General features: G+C 73.7%; 17 protein-coding genes. 9 read left to right on the top strand and 8 right to left on the bottom strand.

Annotated features, from left to right (window positions below):
* Positions 1-7: 7 nt before the first annotated feature.
* Entirely contained in the window at positions 8-1756 is a 1749-nt protein-coding gene (locus HNR61_RS06690; protein WP_182842121.1) for a bifunctional metallophosphatase/5'-nucleotidase, read from the bottom strand.
* Positions 1757-1881: 125 nt separating this feature from the next.
* Between HNR61_RS06690 and HNR61_RS06685 the strand changes: the two genes are divergently transcribed.
* Positions 1882-2313 (top strand): hypothetical protein, encoded by a 432-nt coding sequence (locus tag HNR61_RS06685; RefSeq protein WP_182842120.1) that lies wholly within the window; start codon positions 1882-1884, stop codon positions 2311-2313.
* A gap of 311 nt (positions 2314-2624) precedes the next feature.
* Here HNR61_RS06685 and HNR61_RS06680 read toward each other — a convergent pair whose 3' ends face one another.
* Positions 2625-3143, bottom strand: a complete 519-nt coding sequence (locus HNR61_RS06680; protein ID WP_246441971.1) for a M15 family metallopeptidase — start codon at positions 3141-3143, stop codon at positions 2625-2627.
* A gap of 139 nt (positions 3144-3282) precedes the next feature.
* Here HNR61_RS06680 and HNR61_RS06675 point away from each other — a divergent pair, with 139 nt between their 5' ends.
* On the top strand, positions 3283-3948 hold the full coding sequence (locus HNR61_RS06675; protein WP_067817147.1) for a response regulator transcription factor: 666 nt from the start codon (positions 3283-3285) through the stop codon (positions 3946-3948).
* The gene (locus HNR61_RS06670) at positions 3945-5150 is read left to right on the top strand and encodes a sensor histidine kinase (RefSeq protein WP_312897788.1); all 1206 of its coding nucleotides are present in this window, start codon (positions 3945-3947) and stop codon (positions 5148-5150) included. Before HNR61_RS06675 ends, HNR61_RS06670 begins: the two co-directional genes overlap by 4 nt.
* Here HNR61_RS06670 and secD read toward each other — a convergent pair.
* Positions 5068-7341 carry a protein translocase subunit SecD gene (secD, locus tag HNR61_RS06665; RefSeq protein ID WP_182842118.1) on the bottom strand — a complete coding sequence of 758 codons (2274 nt, stop codon included), beginning with the start codon at positions 7339-7341 and terminating at the stop codon, positions 5068-5070. The two genes, HNR61_RS06670 and secD, sit on opposite strands and share 83 nt — an antisense overlap.
* 75 nt (positions 7342-7416) lie before the next feature.
* Positions 7417-7863, bottom strand: coding sequence for a hypothetical protein (locus HNR61_RS06660; RefSeq protein WP_182842117.1), 447 nt, complete (start codon positions 7861-7863; stop codon positions 7417-7419).
* Between the two features lie 234 nt (positions 7864-8097).
* On the opposite strand from HNR61_RS06660, the gene HNR61_RS06655 reads away from it, so the two are divergent.
* Positions 8098-8775, top strand: coding sequence for a hypothetical protein (locus HNR61_RS06655; RefSeq protein ID WP_182842116.1), 678 nt, complete (start codon positions 8098-8100; stop codon positions 8773-8775).
* A gap of 336 nt (positions 8776-9111) precedes the next feature.
* Here HNR61_RS06655 and HNR61_RS06650 read toward each other — a convergent pair whose 3' ends face one another.
* The 3 genes from HNR61_RS06650 to HNR61_RS06640 form a co-directional block, all read right to left on the bottom strand.
* Positions 9112-10500, bottom strand: a complete 1389-nt coding sequence (locus HNR61_RS06650; RefSeq protein WP_182842115.1) for a glycine--tRNA ligase — start codon at positions 10498-10500, stop codon at positions 9112-9114.
* Between the two features lie 226 nt (positions 10501-10726).
* Positions 10727-11989 carry a DUF1906 domain-containing protein gene (locus HNR61_RS06645; RefSeq protein WP_182842114.1) on the bottom strand — a complete coding sequence of 421 codons (1263 nt, stop codon included), beginning with the start codon at positions 11987-11989 and terminating at the stop codon, positions 10727-10729.
* A 116-nt stretch (positions 11990-12105) separates the two neighbouring features.
* Positions 12106-12390 (bottom strand): antibiotic biosynthesis monooxygenase family protein, encoded by a 285-nt coding sequence (locus HNR61_RS06640; RefSeq protein WP_067817121.1) that lies wholly within the window; start codon positions 12388-12390, stop codon positions 12106-12108.
* Between the two features lie 95 nt (positions 12391-12485).
* Between HNR61_RS06640 and HNR61_RS06635 the strand changes: the two genes are divergently transcribed.
* The 5 genes from HNR61_RS06635 (at position 12486) to HNR61_RS06615 (ending at position 15947) form a co-directional block, all read left to right on the top strand.
* Entirely contained in the window at positions 12486-13469 is a 984-nt protein-coding gene (locus HNR61_RS06635) for a metal ABC transporter substrate-binding protein (RefSeq protein ID WP_312897787.1), read from the top strand.
* A 20-nt stretch (positions 13470-13489) separates the two neighbouring features.
* The gene (locus HNR61_RS06630) at positions 13490-14164 is read left to right on the top strand and encodes a metal ABC transporter ATP-binding protein (RefSeq protein WP_182842329.1); all 675 of its coding nucleotides are present in this window, start codon (positions 13490-13492) and stop codon (positions 14162-14164) included.
* Positions 14161-15054 carry a metal ABC transporter permease gene (locus HNR61_RS06625; RefSeq protein ID WP_182842113.1) on the top strand — a complete coding sequence of 298 codons (894 nt, stop codon included), beginning with the start codon at positions 14161-14163 and terminating at the stop codon, positions 15052-15054. The genes HNR61_RS06630 and HNR61_RS06625 overlap by 4 nt, the downstream gene beginning before the upstream one ends.
* A 13-nt stretch (positions 15055-15067) precedes the next feature.
* Positions 15068-15454, top strand: coding sequence for a Fur family transcriptional regulator (locus tag HNR61_RS06620; RefSeq protein WP_067817109.1), 387 nt, complete (start codon positions 15068-15070; stop codon positions 15452-15454).
* A gap of 67 nt (positions 15455-15521) precedes the next feature.
* Entirely contained in the window at positions 15522-15947 is a 426-nt protein-coding gene (locus HNR61_RS06615; RefSeq protein ID WP_067817106.1) for an OsmC family protein, read from the top strand.
* A 43-nt stretch (positions 15948-15990) separates the two neighbouring features.
* Here HNR61_RS06615 and HNR61_RS06610 read toward each other — a convergent pair whose 3' ends face one another.
* On the bottom strand, positions 15991-16791 hold the full coding sequence (locus HNR61_RS06610) for a TauD/TfdA dioxygenase family protein (protein ID WP_182842112.1): 801 nt from the start codon (positions 16789-16791) through the stop codon (positions 15991-15993).
* Positions 16792-16922 lie beyond the last annotated feature (131 nt).

The following is a 16922-nucleotide window of genomic DNA, read 5'->3' as shown; positions in this document are numbered from 1 at the left end:
CCCTTTCTCACTTTCCGCCGGTGACGCGGTCCGGGGACGGGGGCGTGACCGCCGGGTGCGCCCGCAGGTAGGCGACGAACGCCTCGTGGTCGGCGGGCTGGTTGCGGTACGCCTGCCGGAACCCGGCGAACGCGGGATACCCGTCGGCTCCGATGAGGGTGTAGGCCAGGGCCGCCAGCCGGTAGTCGCGGCCGGTGTCCAGCGGCCTCCCGTCGATGGTCACGTCCCCGGGATCCACGCGGTCGCCCTCGGGGCGGGAGGCGTCGTAGCGGTAGCGGACGCTGCGCGACACGGCCAGCGGCGCGAAGCGTCCGTCCCGCCACTGCTGTTCGAGGGCCTGGTGGATCTGCTCGCCGGTCACGGTGACGGTGAGGACGGGGTTGCCGTAGCCGTAGGCGGCCCACGCCTCCCCGAAGGTGATCACCCCGTCGGCGTCGCCCGCCGCGTTCCCCTTCGCGAACGGCAGGTCCCGGGCCAGCGCCGTCGACCCCTTGTGCGGCCGGGTCGCCACCAGGGCGAGGTCGGCGCGGCCCCGCCGGGTGCGGGCGGCGGTCCAGTGCTGCACGTCGGCGGCCAGGTCGCCGAGGGCGCTCTCGCCGTGGGCGTTGGGGGTCCGGGTGAGATCCCCGGTCTGCCGGGCGAGCGGCTCGGCGGCGCGCCGTTCCCCGCGGGCCTTCCAGTAGGAGACGATCCTGCCGACCTCGGGGTCGGGGGCGAGGTCGCGGGTGACGGGGTGGTTGACGGCGGTGGTGCGGTCCCGGAGCACCTCGCCGGTGCGCGGGTCGAGCCGCAGGCCGATCTCGCTGATCAGCCGCCCGTGGTTGAGGCCCTCGACGACCGGCCGGGGCCGGCCGGCGGGGTCGGGGATCGAGCAGTTGAAGCCCGCGTGCCAGTGCCCGGTGACGATCGCGTCGATGTCGGGCGAGGCGGCCCGCGCGAAGTCGATCACCGGGCCGGAGGGCTTGTGGCAGCCGTTGAAACCCGCGCCGTCGGCCTGGCCGCCCTCGTGGACGTTGGCGACGATCGCCCGCACGCCCTTGCGGCGCAGCTCGGCGGCGTACCGCGCGGCCGTCTCCACCAGCGGCAGCGCCCTCAGGCCCGGCTGGTAGGAGGTGCTGCCGGCCGGGGTGTCGGTGACGGTGAGGTTGATGAACCCGACGGGGATCCGGCGGCCGCCGCTCCCCCGCGCCCACTCGACGGTGTAGGGCCGCAGGATCGGGCGTCCGGTCCGCGCGCCCACGATGTTGGCGCTGAGGAAGGGGAACCGCGCCCCGCGGAACCGCCGCCCCGTGGAGTCGGTGAAGCAGCTGTCCACGTCCACCCGGCCGAAGCAGCGCCCCCGGCCCATGTGGTCCTTCAGGAACTCCGGCGAGACGTCCAGCTCGTGGTTGCCCACGGCCGAGAAGCGCAGGCCGAACGCGTTGAGGACCTCGATGGTGGGCTCGTCCTGGAAGGCGTCCACCTCGAACGGCCAGCCGCTGAAGCTGTCCCCGGCCGAGAACGTGATCGAGTTGCGCTTGCCCGCCCGCAGCCGCTTGAGGTGCGCGGCGTTGTAGGCGGCCCCGCCGACCTTGAGCACGGTCCCGTCGGGCAGCCTCACCTGCCCGTTGCCGTCGTCGTGGGCCCGGAGATAGCCGTGGAAGTCGGTGATGGCCAGCAGTTGCACGTCCACCGGCTCGACCGCCGCCGTCGCCGTCCCGCAGGTCCCGGCGGTCACGACCGCCGCCGTGACCGCGGCCGCCGCGCGTCGTCCCATCCGCATGATCTCCCGTCGCTCCGGAAGCAGGTGATCATCATCGGATGGCCGCCGGACGACCGGTGGATGAGCGCGAGATGACAGGTGGCCGGCGACCGTGACCGTTTTGTCGCCGTGGATCGCTGATGTCGCGCCTCGTGACCTCGCCTTCCGCCCCCTCCGGGCCGGACGAGCCCCTCGCCTGGGCCGCCCCGGACGCCCCCGCGGCGCCCGCGCCGCCCACCGCACCGTCCGAGGTGCCCACGCCGTCCCCGGCCGGGCGTCCCCGGCTCAACCGGTTCGCGATCGTCACGGTGGGCTTCGGCATCGCCGCCCTCGTCCAGATCGGCCGCCGCGGCGAACGCGGCCGGGCCCTGGCGACCGGCGGGCTCGCGGCGGCCACGGCGTGGCTGTTCGCGGTCGGGGTGATCACGATCGTCGCGCTGGGCGAGCTGTCCGGCCCGCGACGCGACGCCTCCGGCCGGGTCTCCGCGGGCGGTGGCAGGACCCTCGCCCCGTTCCTGCGGCCCGGCGACTGCTTCGTCGGGCTCTCCGCGAGGCGGCCACCAACCTGGTGACCGTGCTGCCCTGCGACCGGCCCCACCACGGCGAGGCCGTCGGCAGGGTGCCGCTGCCCACGGGGGCTACCCGGACGAGGAGGCGACACGCCACGTCGACCGGCTCTGCGACGACCTGTTCGACGACCGGCTCGGCGCCAGCCGGTACGCCGACGAGCTGGAGCTGTACGACTTCCCGCCCACCGGAACGGTACACGTCCCCCGGGGAGTCCAACTGGACGTACCAGCGGGAACGTTTCTCCGTCCGCTGCGTCACCGGGCGGCTGCGGACGTCCCTGGTGGCGGGTTGAACCGTCTTCCGGCCGTCCGGGTCAGTGGGCCGCGCTGGCGTCGGGCTTCGGGGGCGGGCACTCGCCGCCGGGCCTGGTGGCCAGCTCGAAGTGCCACATCTCGTTGGCGTAGATCTGGCACAGGCCGAACTCCGCGCCGTTGCGGATGAGCCAGTCGTCGGCGTCGGTCGGGCCGATGTCGACGGCCTCGCCCCTCACGTGGGCCGACTTCTCGGGGGACAGCACGAAGCGCTCGGCCTGCTCGCGGCTGCCGTACCGAGCCACCGCCCGTTCCTGGAGGCTCCGCTGGTACTCCACGCTCCGCCAGCCGGAGGTCACGAACATTTCGACGCCCTGTCGCCTCGCTTTGTCGGCGGCCTTCCGCACCGCCCGCAGAAGATCCTGATCCAGGTTGCGAATGGCCGGATGGCCGGTGTCGAAGGGGGAGATCCCGCGCGCGTCGGAAATGCGCCCGTCCCCTTTCGGGGCGGGCGCATCGGCCAGGGACGCGGGGCCGTCCGCGCAGGCCGTGAGGGTGAGTGACACTCCCAGGAGGGTCATGGCGGCGATGGCGGTAATGCGGTGAGCGAACATGCCGCCAATCCACCCGAAAGCGCGTTGCGAGAGCGTATTCCTTTTCGCATACGTTTTCGATATACGCCGCCGTCTACCATGGGTCCCGGACCGATCGGGGGGATTCATGCGGGTTCTCGTCGTCGAGGACGAGCCTTATCTGGCCGAGGCCGTGCAGGCCGGGCTGCGCCTGGAGGCCATCGCCGCCGACATCGCCGGGGACGGCCACGCGGCGCTGGAACGGCTGGCCGTCCACGACTACGACGTGGTGGTGCTCGACCGCGACATCCCCGGCGTGCACGGCGACGACGTGTGCCGGTGGATCGTGGGGCGCGGGCTCGGCTGCCGGGTGATCATGCTGACGGCGGCGGGCGACCTGGCCGCCAAGGTCGCCGGGTTCGAGATCGGGGCCGACGACTACCTGACCAAGCCGTTCGAGCTGCCCGAGCTGGTGGTGCGGCTGCGGTCGCTGGCGCGGCGGCCCGCCCACGGCGCGCCGCCGGTGCTGGAGCACGCCGGGATCCGGCTCGACCCGTTCCGGCGCGAGGTGTACCGGGACGGGCGGTACGTGGCGCTGGCGCGCAAGCAGTTCGCCGTGCTGGAGGTGCTGGTGGCCGCCGGGGGCGGCGTGGTCAGCGCCGAGACGCTGCTGGAGCGGGCCTGGGACGAGAACGCCGACCCGTTCACCAACGCCGTGCGCATCACGATCTCGGCGCTGCGCGCCCGGCTGGGCGACCCCCCGGTGATCCACACCGTGCCGGGCGTCGGCTACCGGCTGGAGGCGGACCGGTGAGCGGGTTCCGGCTGACGGCGCGGCTGCGGCTGACGCTGAGCTACGCGCTGTTCCTGGTGTGCGCCGGGGCGGTCACCATGGCGGTGGTCTACGTGGGCATGCGGTACGTCCCCAACTACCCGCTGGCGCCCGCCAACCCCCGGGAGACCCGGTGGGCGCCGTCGCGCGAGGAGATCCTGGACACGCTGCTGACGGCCTCGGGCTGGGCGCTGGCGCTGCTGGCCGTGATCGGGCTGGGCGGCGGCTGGTTCGTCGCGGGCCGGGTGCTGCGGCCCCTCCAGGAGATCAACCGGGCGGCCCGGCGGGCCGCCGAGGGATCCCTCGACCACCGGATCGGGCTCACCGGGCGGCGGGACGAGTTCACCGACCTGTCCGACACCTTCGACCTGATGCTGGACCGGCTCCAGGCGTCGTTCGAACGGCAGCGCCGGTTCGCCGCCAACGCCTCGCACGAGCTGCGCACCCCGCTGTCGGTCACCCGCACGATGCTGGACGTGGCGATCGCCGATCCCGGCGGCCAGGACCACGCGCGGCTGCTGCGGCGGCTGCGCGAGACCAACGAGCGCGGCGTCGAGGTCGTCGACGCGCTGCTGCGTCTGTCGGCCATCGGCGACGCGCCGGTGGCGTCCGCGCCGGAGGACCTGGCCCGGACCACGGCCCGCGCGCTGCACGAGGTGCGGGAGGAGGCCGCCGCCCTGGGCGTGACGCTGGCGGCCGACCTCGCTCCGGCGCCCGTCGCCGGCGACGGGGCCCTGCTGGTCCTGATGGCGGCCAACCTCCTGCGCAACGCCCTGCGGCACAACCTCCCCGAGGGCGGGTCGGCGTCGGTGCGGACCGGGACCGGGGACGGCGGGTCCCGCCTGGTGGTGCGCAACACCGGACCCGTGGTCCCGGCGGACCTGGTCGGCGCGCTGACCGAGCCGTTCTTCCGGGCGCGGGGCCGCACCGCCGACCCCGACCCGGCACGGCGCGGCCACGGCCTCGGGCTCCCCCTGGCCGCCGCCGTCGTCGACGCGCACGGGGGACGGCTCGACCTGGCGCCCGAGCCGGGCGGCGGGCTCACCGTGACGGTGACCCTGCCCTCCGGGGCCGCGTCCGCGCGGCCCCGGAGGGACGGGGTCAGATCACCGCGCCCGAGTCGTGCGGGTCGCGGCGGGCCGGGCGCTGGAGCTTCTTCGCGTGCGGGGCGGGGGCCTTCGTGAAGCGCTCGAAGAAGACCGCCAGCGGCGTCGCGGTGAAGACGCTGGAGTAGGTCCCCACCCCGATGCCGATCAGCAGGGCGATCGCGAAGTCGGTCAGCGAGTCGCCACCCAGGATCGCCAGCGCGGCCAGGATGAACACCGCGCCCATGCCGGTGTTGACCGTGCGGGGCACCGTCTGGAGCGCGCCCAGGTTCGCGACCTCGGCGAACGGCGCGTCGCGGCGCTCGCCCCACAGCTCGCGGATGCGGTCGAAGACCACGACCGAGTCGTTCACCGAGTAGCCGATCACCGTCAGCAGCGCGGCCAGGAAGACGCCGTCGATCGGCTTCCCGAGCCAGGCGAACACCCCGGTGACGAGGGCCACGTCGTGGAACATCGCCACCACCGCGCCCGCGCCGAACGTCCAGCGGAACCGGAACGCCAGGTAGGCGAGCTGGACCAGCAGGGCGACGGCCAGCGCGATCAGGGCCTTGGTGCGCAGCTCGTCGCCGAGGCTGGGACCGATCAGCTCGTCGCGTTCCTTGGTGGTCGGGCCGCCCCGCTCGGCGAGCGCGTTCTGGATCTTGGTGACCTCGGCGTTGTCGAGCTTCTCGGTGCGCACCGAGATGTCGTCCTTGCCGGACGCCTGCACCACCGCGCGGGGGAAGCCCGCCTTGACGACGGCCTCGCGGGCGGTGTCGATGTCGACCGGCTTGGAGGTGGAGTACTCGACCAGGCGGCCGCCGGTGAACTCCACGCCGAAGTTCAGGCCGCGCGCGAAGATGCCGGTGATGGCGAGGAGGACGGCCACCCCGGAGATCGACAGCCACAGGGCGCGGCGCTTCATCAGGTCCGGGCGGCGGCGGTCCAGCAAGCGGCGGACGCGGCCGACGCCGTTCAGGCCCGACAGCGCCGGATGGCGCTCGACCACGCGGCGGGACAGGACCGCCTCGGTGAGGACGCGGCTGAGCAGCATCGCCGACACCAGCGAGCCCAGCACGCCGATCGCCAGCGTGACACCGAAGCCCTTCACCGGCCCGGAGGCCAGGAAGAACAGCAGGCCGCCCGCCAGCAGGGTCGTGATGTTGGAGTCGGCGATCGCCGACCACGCCTTGGTGAAGCCGGTGGTCAGGGCGCTGCCCAGGCCGCGCTTGGGGGCGTGGGCGTACTCCTCCCGGGCGCGTTCGAACGCCAGCACGTTCGCGTCGATCGCCATGCCGATGGCCAGCACGAAGCCCGCCAGGCCCGGCAGGGTGAGCGTCGCGCCCATCGCCACCAGCGCCGCGTAGGAGATCAGCGCGTAGCAGGCCAGGGCGATGGTGGCCAGGAACCCGGCCAGCCGGTAGACGAAGATGATGAACAGGCCGGTGAGGATCACGCCGATGACCGCCGCCCAGGCGCTGGCCTCGATGGCCTCGGCGCCCAGGGTGGGGCCGACCACCCGCTGCTCGATGATCTGCACCGGGACCGGCAGCGAGCCGCCCTGGATCAGCGCCGACAGCTCCTTGACCTCCTCGGGGCCGAAGCTGCCGGTGATCTGGGTGGCGCCGCCGGTGATGCCGACGCCGCAGGCGACCTGCTCGGTGACCGACGGCGAGGAGATCACCTTGCCGTCCAGCACGAACGCCACCCGGCGGTCGTGGCCGGACTTGCAGGCGGCCTCGGCGGTGACCTTCTCCCAGGCCCGGCCGCCGTCGCCGCGGAACTTGATGTTGACCGACCAGCCGGTGCCGCCCTGGGCGTCGAACTGCGCGGACGCCGATTCGACGCCGTCGCCGGTCAGCACGGGCGGGCCGAGCAGGACGGGCTGGCCCTGCTCGTCGGGGAGCGCCTGCTCCCCCTTGGCGGGCTTGGCCGTGGGGTCGGGCCGGACCGGGTGCGCGGTCAGCTGCGCGGTCCGGCCGAGGGCGCCGGCGGCCTGCGTCGGGTCCTGCACGTCGGGCAGCTCGACGATGATCCGCCGCTCGCCGGAGCGGGTCATCGAGGACTCGGCGACGCCGAGCGCGTTGACCCGGCGTTCCAGGACCTCCTTGGCGCGGTCGGTGGACTCGCGGTCGGCCTTGACGTTCGGGGCGTCCTTGGTCTCCAGGACGATCTGGGTGCCGCCGCGCAGGTCGAGGCCCAGGCGGGCGGGTTGGGACAGGGCGAAGTAGAGCGATCCGGCGAGCACGGCGAACGCCAGGACCACCCGCACCAGGTTGGCGCGAGTCAAGAGAGGAACCTCCACAGGGAGCACCGGCGGGGCGGCGCGGGCCGCCGGTCCGCCGGTCGGATCGGGAAAAGGGGCTCAGATCCGGTGGGAGGCGGGCGGAGCGCGGCTCCGTGACGGGACGCGGGCGACGGAGCGGACCGCGCCGGGGCGGTCGGCCGCGGCGAGGCGCACCGCCCGGTCCGGGCGCGGCTCCGTCGCGGGCGGCGGGGTCGCCTGGTCCTGGCCGCAGCACGGGGCGGCCACCAGGTGCCGCAGCACCGCGACGGTGATCTCCGCGCGGTGGTGGTCGGTGCGGTGACGGTGGGCGCGGTGATGGTGGGCGCGGGGGCGGGAGGAACGGACGCGGGCGGCGTTCCCGGCGCCCGCCTGCGCGGGCCCGACGCGCACGCCGGAGGCCGCCGGGGCGGTCGCGCCGGCCGCCGGGACGACCATGAAGCCCAGCAGTCCCAGGGCCACCAGCAGCAGCCGCGCCAGCCGGCCCCGCTCCTCGGGGTGGGGCGGGCGCGCACGGGAGCCGGGCATGTGCCTCACTCCCCTCGGCGGCCGGACGGTCACCGCCACGCTACCCCACATCGATGATCTTGTGGCGCGGGAGCGGCGAGTCCCCTCCCGTGCCCTCTCGGCCGCCCTGGCAACCCCGGCCCACGAACGTGTCCCCATCCGGCCAGTGCCGCCCCGCCTCCCCCGTGTTGCCTGGATCACAAAGCCGAATTACTTTCGGGTAACCCCCCGCAAATCTCCACAAAGGAGTACAAGGTGGCACGTATCAGACAGTCCGTCCTGGCGTCCGCCGTGGCCCTGGCCACCGTCGCCCTGGTCGCTCCCCCCGCCTCCGCCGCCACCACCACGATCCGCAAGGGCTCGGCCACCGCCGACCCCTACGCGGGCAACGTCCGCGCCTCCCTGCTCGGCAACGCGACGGTGTCCACCTCCCTGGGCGGCGGCTCCTGCAACCGCTCCACCATGACCGGGTCCGTCAACTCCGACGGCACCGGCATGACGATCACCCAGGCGGCGTTCACCAACGACCCCGGCCCCGCCTGCCCCGGCGACACCGGAAGCGTCACGGTGACCACCCAGAACCTGCCCTGGAGCGGTGGCGGCGTCGTCTACGACGCCGCGCACACCGGCGGCCGGGACGCCGTCGTCACCATCGCCAACTTCCGCGTGCGGGCCGTCGCCAGCATCCTGGGCGGCATCACCTGCTACTACGGCGGCAACCTGGTCGCCAACGGTTACAACCCCGACAACCCGAACCGCCCCGTCACCTCGGTCGCCCAGGCCCAGGTCGGCGTGAACAACGCCACCGTCGCCCGGCAGAGCGGCGGCAGCTTCCTGTGCCCCTCCACCGCGACGGTGACCGCGACCTACACGCTCCAGGGCGAGACCGCCCCGGGCACGTTCAACCAGACCCTCTACGTCACGGGCTCGTGACGGAACGGCCTCCCGTGGACCGACGGGCCGCCCCCGCGTCCGGGGGCGGCCCGTTCGCTCACCCGCGCGACAGCGCCCCGCGGCGGCGTGCGGACGCTCGGCCCGGTGGGGAGGCCGTCGGACGGCGGCAGAGACTGCGGCGCGCCCGGATGGTCCGCGGGCGCGGCGGCCTGCGCGTGGTCGGCGATGAGGACGGGATCGGCGCGACCAGGCCTGGTCGTCTCCGCGCCCTCCGTCCGCATCGGGATGATCCGCTTCCCGGTCATGACGGGGCCGGAAAGGCGGACGGGCCGCCCCGCGTCCGGGGGCGGCCCGCCGTCGCGGTCCTCGGGGAGGTCAGCAGCCGATCAGCTGCGCGGCCAGGAAGGACTCGACCTGGCTGAGCGAGATGCGCTCCTGGCTCATGGTGTCGCGCTCGCGCACGGTCACCGCGTCGTCCTCCAGGGTGTCGAAGTCGACGGTCACGCAGAACGGCGTGCCGATCTCGTCCTGGCGGCGGTAGCGGCGGCCGATCGCGCCGGCGTCGTCGAAGTCGACGTTCCAGTGCTTGCGCAGCTGGGCGGCCAGGTCCCGCGCCTTCGGGGACAGGTCGGCGTTGCGCGACAGCGGCAGCACCGCGACCTTGACCGGGGCCAGGCGGCGGTCCAGGCGCATGACGGTGCGCTTCTCCAGCTTGCCCTTGGCGTTGGGCGCCTCGTCCTCGGCGTAGGCGTCCATCATGAACGTCAGCGTGCAGCGGTCCACCCCGGCCGCGGGCTCGATGACGTAGGGGACGAAGCGCTCGCCGGCCTCCTGGTCGAAGAACGACAGGTCGGTGCCGGACGCCTTGGCGTGCGTGGACAGGTCGTAGTCGGTGCGGTTGGCGACGCCCTCCAGCTCGCCCCACTCGCTGCCGACGAAGTCGAAGCGGTACTCGATGTCCACGGTCCGCTTGGAGTAGTGCGACAGCTTCTCGGCCGGGTGCTCGTACAGCCGCAGGTTATCCTTGCGGATGCCGAGGTCGGTGTACCACTGGAAGCGCTGGTCGATCCAGTACTGGTGCCATTCCTCGTCGGAGCCGGGCTTGACGAAGAACTCCATCTCCATCTGCTCGAACTCGCGGGTCCGGAAGATGAAGTTGCCCGGGGTGATCTCGTTGCGGAACGACTTGCCGATCTGGCCGATGCCGAACGGCACCTTGCGGCGCGCCGACTGCTGCACGTTCAGGTAGTTGATGAAGATGCCCTGCGCGGTCTCCGGGCGCAGGTAGGCCAGGCCGGTCTCGTCCTCGACCGGGCCGAGGTAGGTCTTGAGCAGGCCGTTGAACATGCGCGGCTCGGTGAACGAGCCCTTGACGCCGCAGTGCGGGCAGGTGATGTCGGCCAGGCCGCCCGCCGGGGCCCTGCCGTGCTTCTCCTCGTAGGCCTCTTCGAGGTGGTCGGCGCGGAACCGCTTGTGGCAGGACTGGCACTCGGTCAGCGGGTCCACGAACGCCTGGACGTGGCCGGACGCCTCCCACACCTCGCGGGCGAGGATCACGCACGAGTCCAGGCCCACGACGTCGTCGCGGCCCTGCACCATGGACTTCCACCACTGGCGCTTGACGTTGTTCTTCAGCTCCACGCCGAGCGGCCCGTAGTCCCAGGAGGCCCGCAGGCCACCGTAGATCTCACTCGACGGGTAGACCAGGCCCCGCCGCTTGGCGAGGTTGACGATCGTGTCCAACACGTCGGAACGGCGTGCCATGAGCATTCTCCATCCGGCTGGCGGTCGGCGGGATTGTCCGTACGCCCGCGAGGCCGCGCGCGGCGGCTGAGCGAGTGTGAGATCCCCGGTTTCGGCTGTGGAGCGCGCGGTCCCCCCGCGCTCCCTGCGCTTTCCCAAAAGCTTAGAGCACCAGGGCGAGGTCGCAGACGACAACCCGACGGATCCGCGCGACCCCGCCCCGTCACATCGGCCCGGGCGACGCGGCTCAGTAGACGCGTCCGTCGACGGAGTTGCTGTCGATGTTGATGGTGACGCCGCCGTGGCGTTCGCGGTGCGGGCCCCGGTACTGCTTGATGCGGCGGTGCGGGGGCCACCACTCGGGCGGCAGCGCCGGGTCGGCGTAGACGCTGTCGTCGCCGTCCCATCGGGCGTACCAGATCGCGCGGGGCTTGGCGATGCCCCTGGCCCGGCCCAGGTCGACGATGCCCGAGCCCACGCTGCTGTAGACGCCCGGGACGTAGCGCCGGGCGCGCAGCCCCCGCGTCCAGGAGTCGACGAAGCGCAGCACCGCGTTGCGGCAGGAGGCGTCGCGGCTGTTGTAGGCCTCCATGTCGAAGTAGATCGGCTTACGGCGCGGGATGCCCAGCAGGCGGGCGCGGTGGACCGCGTCGCGGGCGGCCTCGGCGCCCTTGGCCGCGGCGTTGCGGGCGGTGAAGCGGTGCCGCTTGAACTTCGTGCAGGGCGCCTGGAGCCCCACGTAGGTGGGGATGAGACGGTAGCCCATGCGCCGGGTCTGCCGGACCCAGGAGCGGGTCAGGTTGGGCTGGGCGCAGCCGCGCGCCGCGCCGCCGATGTAGATGTTGGCGATGCCGTAGGCGCGCCGCCAGGCGGCCATGGCCCGCAGCGAGGGGGCGGCGCAGGTGTCGAACCCCCTGCCCCTCGCCCAGCGCTTCTCGCCGGTGCCGGCCCCGGACGGCGGCCGCCAGGCGAGGTCGGGGACGGGCTGCGGGACGGCGCGCCGGAACGCCGCGGGCGGCTCGGCGGGCCAGGAGCCGGTGAGGCGGATGGAGCGGATGACGTTCTGCAGCGCCTCCGGCGAGTCGCCGTAGGAGCCGTTGACCGTGACGCCCGCCTCCGGGACCGCGAACCGGACGTCGTTGCCCGCGGCGGGCCGCAGGGTGTGGCGGGCCAGCCGGTCGGCGCGGACGGCGGCGCGGCGCCGCGCCGACGGCTCGCTCCGCGGCTCGATGTGCAGGGTCTCGGTGCGGCCCACCAGGCGGGCCGGGCAGTCGGGCTGCTCACCGGGAGTGCCCAGGTAGAGGGCGTTGCGGTCGAGGCGGACGCAGCGGTCGGGGTCCCGGTCGAGCCGGTGGACCTCCCATCCGGCGGGCACCGGGATGCGCAGGCCCCGGTACTCGACGATCCGCGGGGCGGGCGTGGAGCGGGCGGCGGCCGGCGTCGCCTCGGCGAGCAGGGTCGCGACCATCCCCGTTCCCAGCAGTCCCGCGAGCAGAGCGGCGTGCGGCATCGACATCTCCCCCGTCATGATCCCGTGACGGGCCTAGTGATGACCATGGCCGCGCGCGGCGAAACGAGGCGCGCGGGTTCTTTGACGGGCGTTGACCGGCGTTGACCGGCCCTGGGTCAGCGGGAGGCCACGACCTCGTAGGCGCCCGGCTCGTCCACCGCCAGGGCGGCCAGGGGGATGAACCGCAGCCGCACGTCGTACACCCCGAGGGCGCGGCGGTAGAAACCCGCGCCCTCCCACTCGGTGACCAGGGCCCACAGGTCGGGGTCGTCGACGGTGCGGGCCAGCCGGCCCGAGCGGTACCCGGGGCTGGCCGCCAGGGTCTCCAGCACGGCGTCCATCTCGGCGGCGAACGTCTCGGCGCGGTCGGCGGGGACCCGGTACCGGGTGATGGCGAGCATGCGCCCCATCCTGGCAGGCCCGGCGGCGGCACGGGGCCGGGGCCCGGTTCGCCCCGCTTTTGACAATCATTTTCATTTTCGTGCACACTTGAACCGTGTTGACCTCCCGAAAGCGCCTGCGCGCCCTCCCGCTGACCGCCGTCTCCGTGCTCGCCCTGGCGGGCCTGACCGCCTGCGGGGACGCGGGCGGCAGCGGCTCCGGCGGTTCCGGCGGCTCCGGTGACAAGATCCGCGTGGCCGCGTCGTTCTACCCCATGGCCTGGCTCGCCGAGAAGGTCGGCGGGGCCGACGCCGCCGTGCAGACCCTCGCCAAGCCCGGCGCCGAGCCGCACGACCAGGAGCTCACCGCCCGGCAGGTCGCCGACGTGGGCCGCGCCAAGCTGACCCTGTACGTCAAGGGGGTGCAGCCCGCCGTGGACGAGGCCGTCTCCAAGCACGCCAAGGGCGACAAGGCCCTGGACGCCGCGAGCGTGGTGAAGACGCTGGCCCCGCCGGCCGAGGAGGAGCACGCCCACGAGCACGGCGCGGAGGGCCACGAGCACGACCACGGCGGCGGCAAGGAGTCCGACCCGCACATCTGGCTGGACCCGAACCGCATGGCGACCGTCGCCGACGCCCTCGGCAAGCGGCTGGCCGCCCTGGACCCCGCCCACGCCGCCGGTTACCGGTCGCGCGCCGCCGACGTCGCCAAGCAGCTCACCGACCTGGACGGCCGGTTCAAGACCGGCCTGGGGACCTGCGAGCAGAAGACGATCGTCACCGCGCACGCGGCGTTCGGCTACCTGGCCGACCGGTACGGCCTCAAGCAGGTCTCGATCGCGGGCGTGGACCCGTCCAGCGAGCCCTCCCCCAAGCGGCTGGGCGAGCTGACCCACGAGATCCGCGAGGCCAAGGCCACCACGGTGTTCACCGAGACCCTGGTCAGCCCCAAGGTGGCCGAGACCCTGGCGCGCGAGGCGGGGGTGAAGACGGCGGTGCTGGACCCGGTCGAGGGAATCAAGGAGGGGTCCTCCGACGATTACCTCTCCGTGATGCGCAAGAACCTGGACACCCTGCGGTCCTCCCTGGAGTGCAAGTGACCGAAGCCCTCCCCTTCGCGATGACCGGCGGCCGCGTGCGGCTGGACGGCCGCGAGGTGCTGCGCGGCATCGACCTGACCGTGCGCACCGGCGACGTGCTGGCCGTGCTCGGCCCCAACGGCGCGGGCAAGTCCACCCTGATCCGGGCGCTGCTCGGGCTGCTGCCGCTCAGCGAGGGCCGCACCGAGATCTACGGCCGGCCGCCCGCGCGGTTCAAGGACTGGAAGCGCGTGGGCTACGTGCCGCAGCGGCTTCCGATGGGCGGCGGCGTGCCGTCCACGGTCCGCGAGGTCGTCGCGTCGGGCCGGGTCGCGCGGCAGTCGCGGTGGCGGCCCTCCTCGGCCGCCGACCGCGCCGCCGTGGACCGGGCGCTGACGGCCGTCGGCCTCGCCGACCGGCAGCGCGAGAGCGCGCACCTGCTGTCGGGCGGCCAGCAGCAGCGGGTGCTGATCGCCCGCGCGCTGGCGGGCGAGCCCGACGTGTTCGTGCTGGACGAGCCGACCGCCGGGGTCGACGCCGCCAACCAGGAGGCCCTGGCCGACACGCTGGGCACGCTGGTCGCCGGGGGGCGCACCGTCGTGCTGGTCGCCCACGAGCTCGGCCCCATGGAGCCGCTCGTCACCCGCACCGTGCACCTGGACCACGGGCGGATCCTGCGCGAGGAGAGCCCCCTCACCCCCCGGAGCGCCGCGTGATCGAGATGCTGCAGTACGACTTCATGCGGATCGCCCTGGTCATGGCGGTCCTGATCGGGCTGACCGCCCCGGCGGTGGGCACGTTCATCGTGCAGCGCAGGCTGGCGCTGCTCGGCGACGGCATCGGCCACATCGCCCTCACCGGCATCGGCCTCGGCCTGCTCACCGGCAACTCCCCCGTCCTGGGGGCGCTGGCGGTGTCGGTGCTGGGCGCGGTCGCGATCGAGGTGCTGCGCGCCCGCAGCCGCAGCGGCGCGGACGTGGCGCTGGCCGTGCTGTTCTACGGCGGCCTGGCCGGGGGCGTGCTGCTGACCAACGCGCAGGGCGGCGGCGGCGCGAGCCTCCAGTCCTACCTGTTCGGCTCGATCAGCAGCGTCACCGTCACCGACCTGTACGTGGTCGTCGGGCTGGCGGTCGTGGTGCTCGGCATCGTGGCCGTGTTCGGCCGCGAGCTGTTCCTGCTCAGCCAGGACGAGGACGTGGCGCGCGCCTCCGGCCTGCCGGTGCGGTTCCTGTCGGTGCTGATCGCCGCGACCGCCGCCGTCACGGTGGTGATCGCGATGCGGGCGATCGGGCTGCTGCTGGTGAGCGCCCTCATGATCGTGCCGGTGGCGGCGGCGCAGCAGGTGACCCGTGGTTTCCGGAGCACGATGATGCTCGCGATGGGGATCGGTGTACTGTCGGCGGTGACCGGCCTGGCGGGCTCGTTCCGGTACGACCTGCCGCCCGGCCCGTCGATCGTGCTGCTGGCCCTGGCGGTCTTCGCCGTCGCGGTCGTCGGGGGAACGGCGCTGCGCCGCAGGCGGGCCGCCCGGGGAGCGCTCGGACGGGCCGGTGCGACGCCGGCGCGCACGAAGGTGGACGCCGAGGCGGAGGTGCTCGGGGGATGACGGAGGTACTGGAGTGACCACGGCCCGCCGGAACGCGGTGCGACAGGCCCTGGCGGGCTGCGACGGGTTCCGCAGCGCGCAGGAGATCTATGCCGACCTGCGCGCGGACGGCTCCAAGATCGGCCTCACCACGGTGTACCGGGCGCTCCAGGCGCTCAGCGACGCCGGTGAGGTCGACGTGCTGCGCACCGACGACGGCGAGCAGGTCTACCGCGCCTGCCGGACCGAGGAGCACCACCACCACCTGGTGTGCCGGGGCTGCGGACGCACCGTGGAGGTCGCCGGGCCCGCCGTCGAGAAGTGGGCCGACGCGGTCGGCGCCGAGCACGGCTTCGTGAACATCACCCACACCGTCGAGGTCTTCGGCACCTGCGGCGACTGCGCGAGCCGGAACAACTGATCCACTTCCTGGGAAAAACCGCCCCGCGACGCGTCGGGGCGTTTCGTCATGGGGAACAATCGGCGGTATGGCTACGACACGTACCGCTAACGCGCACTGGGAAGGCTCGCTGATGGAGGGCCAGGGCACCGTGTCCCTGGACTCGTCCGGGGTCGGCAGCTTCGAGGTCAGCTGGCCCGCGCGGGCCGAGGCCGCCAACGGGAAGACGAGCCCCGAGGAGCTCATCGCCGCCGCGCACTCGACCTGCTACTCGATGGCGCTGTCGCACGCCCTGGCCGGGGCCGGGACGCCGCCGGAGAAGGTCGACACCAAGGCCGACGTGACGTTCCAGCCGGGCGAGGGCATCACCGGCATCCACCTGACCGTCCGGGCCAGCGTGCCGGGGCTGTCGGCGGCCGACTTCGAGAAGGCCGCGCAGGGCGCCAAGGAGAACTGCCCGGTCAGCAAGGCGCTGGCCGCCACGAAGATCACGCTGGACGCGGCGCTGGCCTGATCCGCCGTGGGAGGGGCGGCCGCCGGCCGCCCCTCTCCCTTTTCTAGCGGGGAACGCTGCGCCGCCCGTCCACCGCGATCGGGGTCTCGCCGCCGATCGCGAGGTGCCGGGAGTGGCGGGGACGGCCGCCCGGACCGGCGACCGCGCGGTGCTGGGTGGCGCGGTTGTCCCACAGCGCCACGTCGCCGGGCGACCAGCGCCAGCGGACCGTGTTCTCCGGGCGGGTCACGTGGTCCTGGAACAGCCGCAGCAGCGCCGCCGAGTCCGCCTCCTCGCTCAGCCCCGCCACCCGCCAGCCGAAGCCGCCGAGCAGCAGGGCGCGTTCCCCGGTCTCGGGATGGACGCGCACGAGGGGGTGCTCGGTCTCGGCGGGCCCGGTGTGCACGACCCACAGCCGGTCGGCCAGCTCGCGCAGCTCGACGGGCAGGTCGTCGTAGGCGGCGGCGGTGTTGGCCCACTCGGTCTCGCCGCCGCTCCGCGCCGTGTCCGGCGGCGGGCCGTCGCCGCGCGCGGGCGCCCCTGCGGCGTGCGCGATGCCGAACCTCGGCGGGTACAGGCTGAAGCTGGCGTCGGTGTGCCAGTCGTCCAGCTCCGGGTGGACGGCGGTGTCGCCGAGCAGGCGGGCGAACGCCTCCAGCCCGGCGGCGTCCAGGTGGTGCTGGGCGCGGAAGAACAGGACCTTGTGCCGCAGCAGGGCGAGGTGGAGGCGTTCGTGGGTCTGCTCGTCCAGGTCGGGACACAGGTGGACGCCGCGCGCCTCGGCTCCGACGCGACCGGTCAGCGGAGCGAGCCAGGACGGCCGCGCGCCGTCGGGGTGAACGGGATCCAACACCTCACGTGTCATGGTCCGACGGTAGGCCGCCCCCGCCATTAAATCAACTTAACAAGTAGGAATTATAGAGTGTTGGTGGAGAGAGAGGCCGGTGCCCGCGCGCGGGCACCGGCCTCCCAGTTCAGAACGGGTCCGGAACGCGG

Origin of the sequence: Actinomadura kijaniata, assembly GCF_014138665.1 — a bacterium.
In the GTDB taxonomy this organism is placed as follows: Bacteria; Actinomycetota; Actinomycetes; order Streptosporangiales; family Streptosporangiaceae; genus Spirillospora; species Spirillospora kijaniata.
The sequence above is the reverse complement of the archived record's forward strand: the minus strand, read 5'-3'. Positions and strand labels throughout refer to the sequence as shown.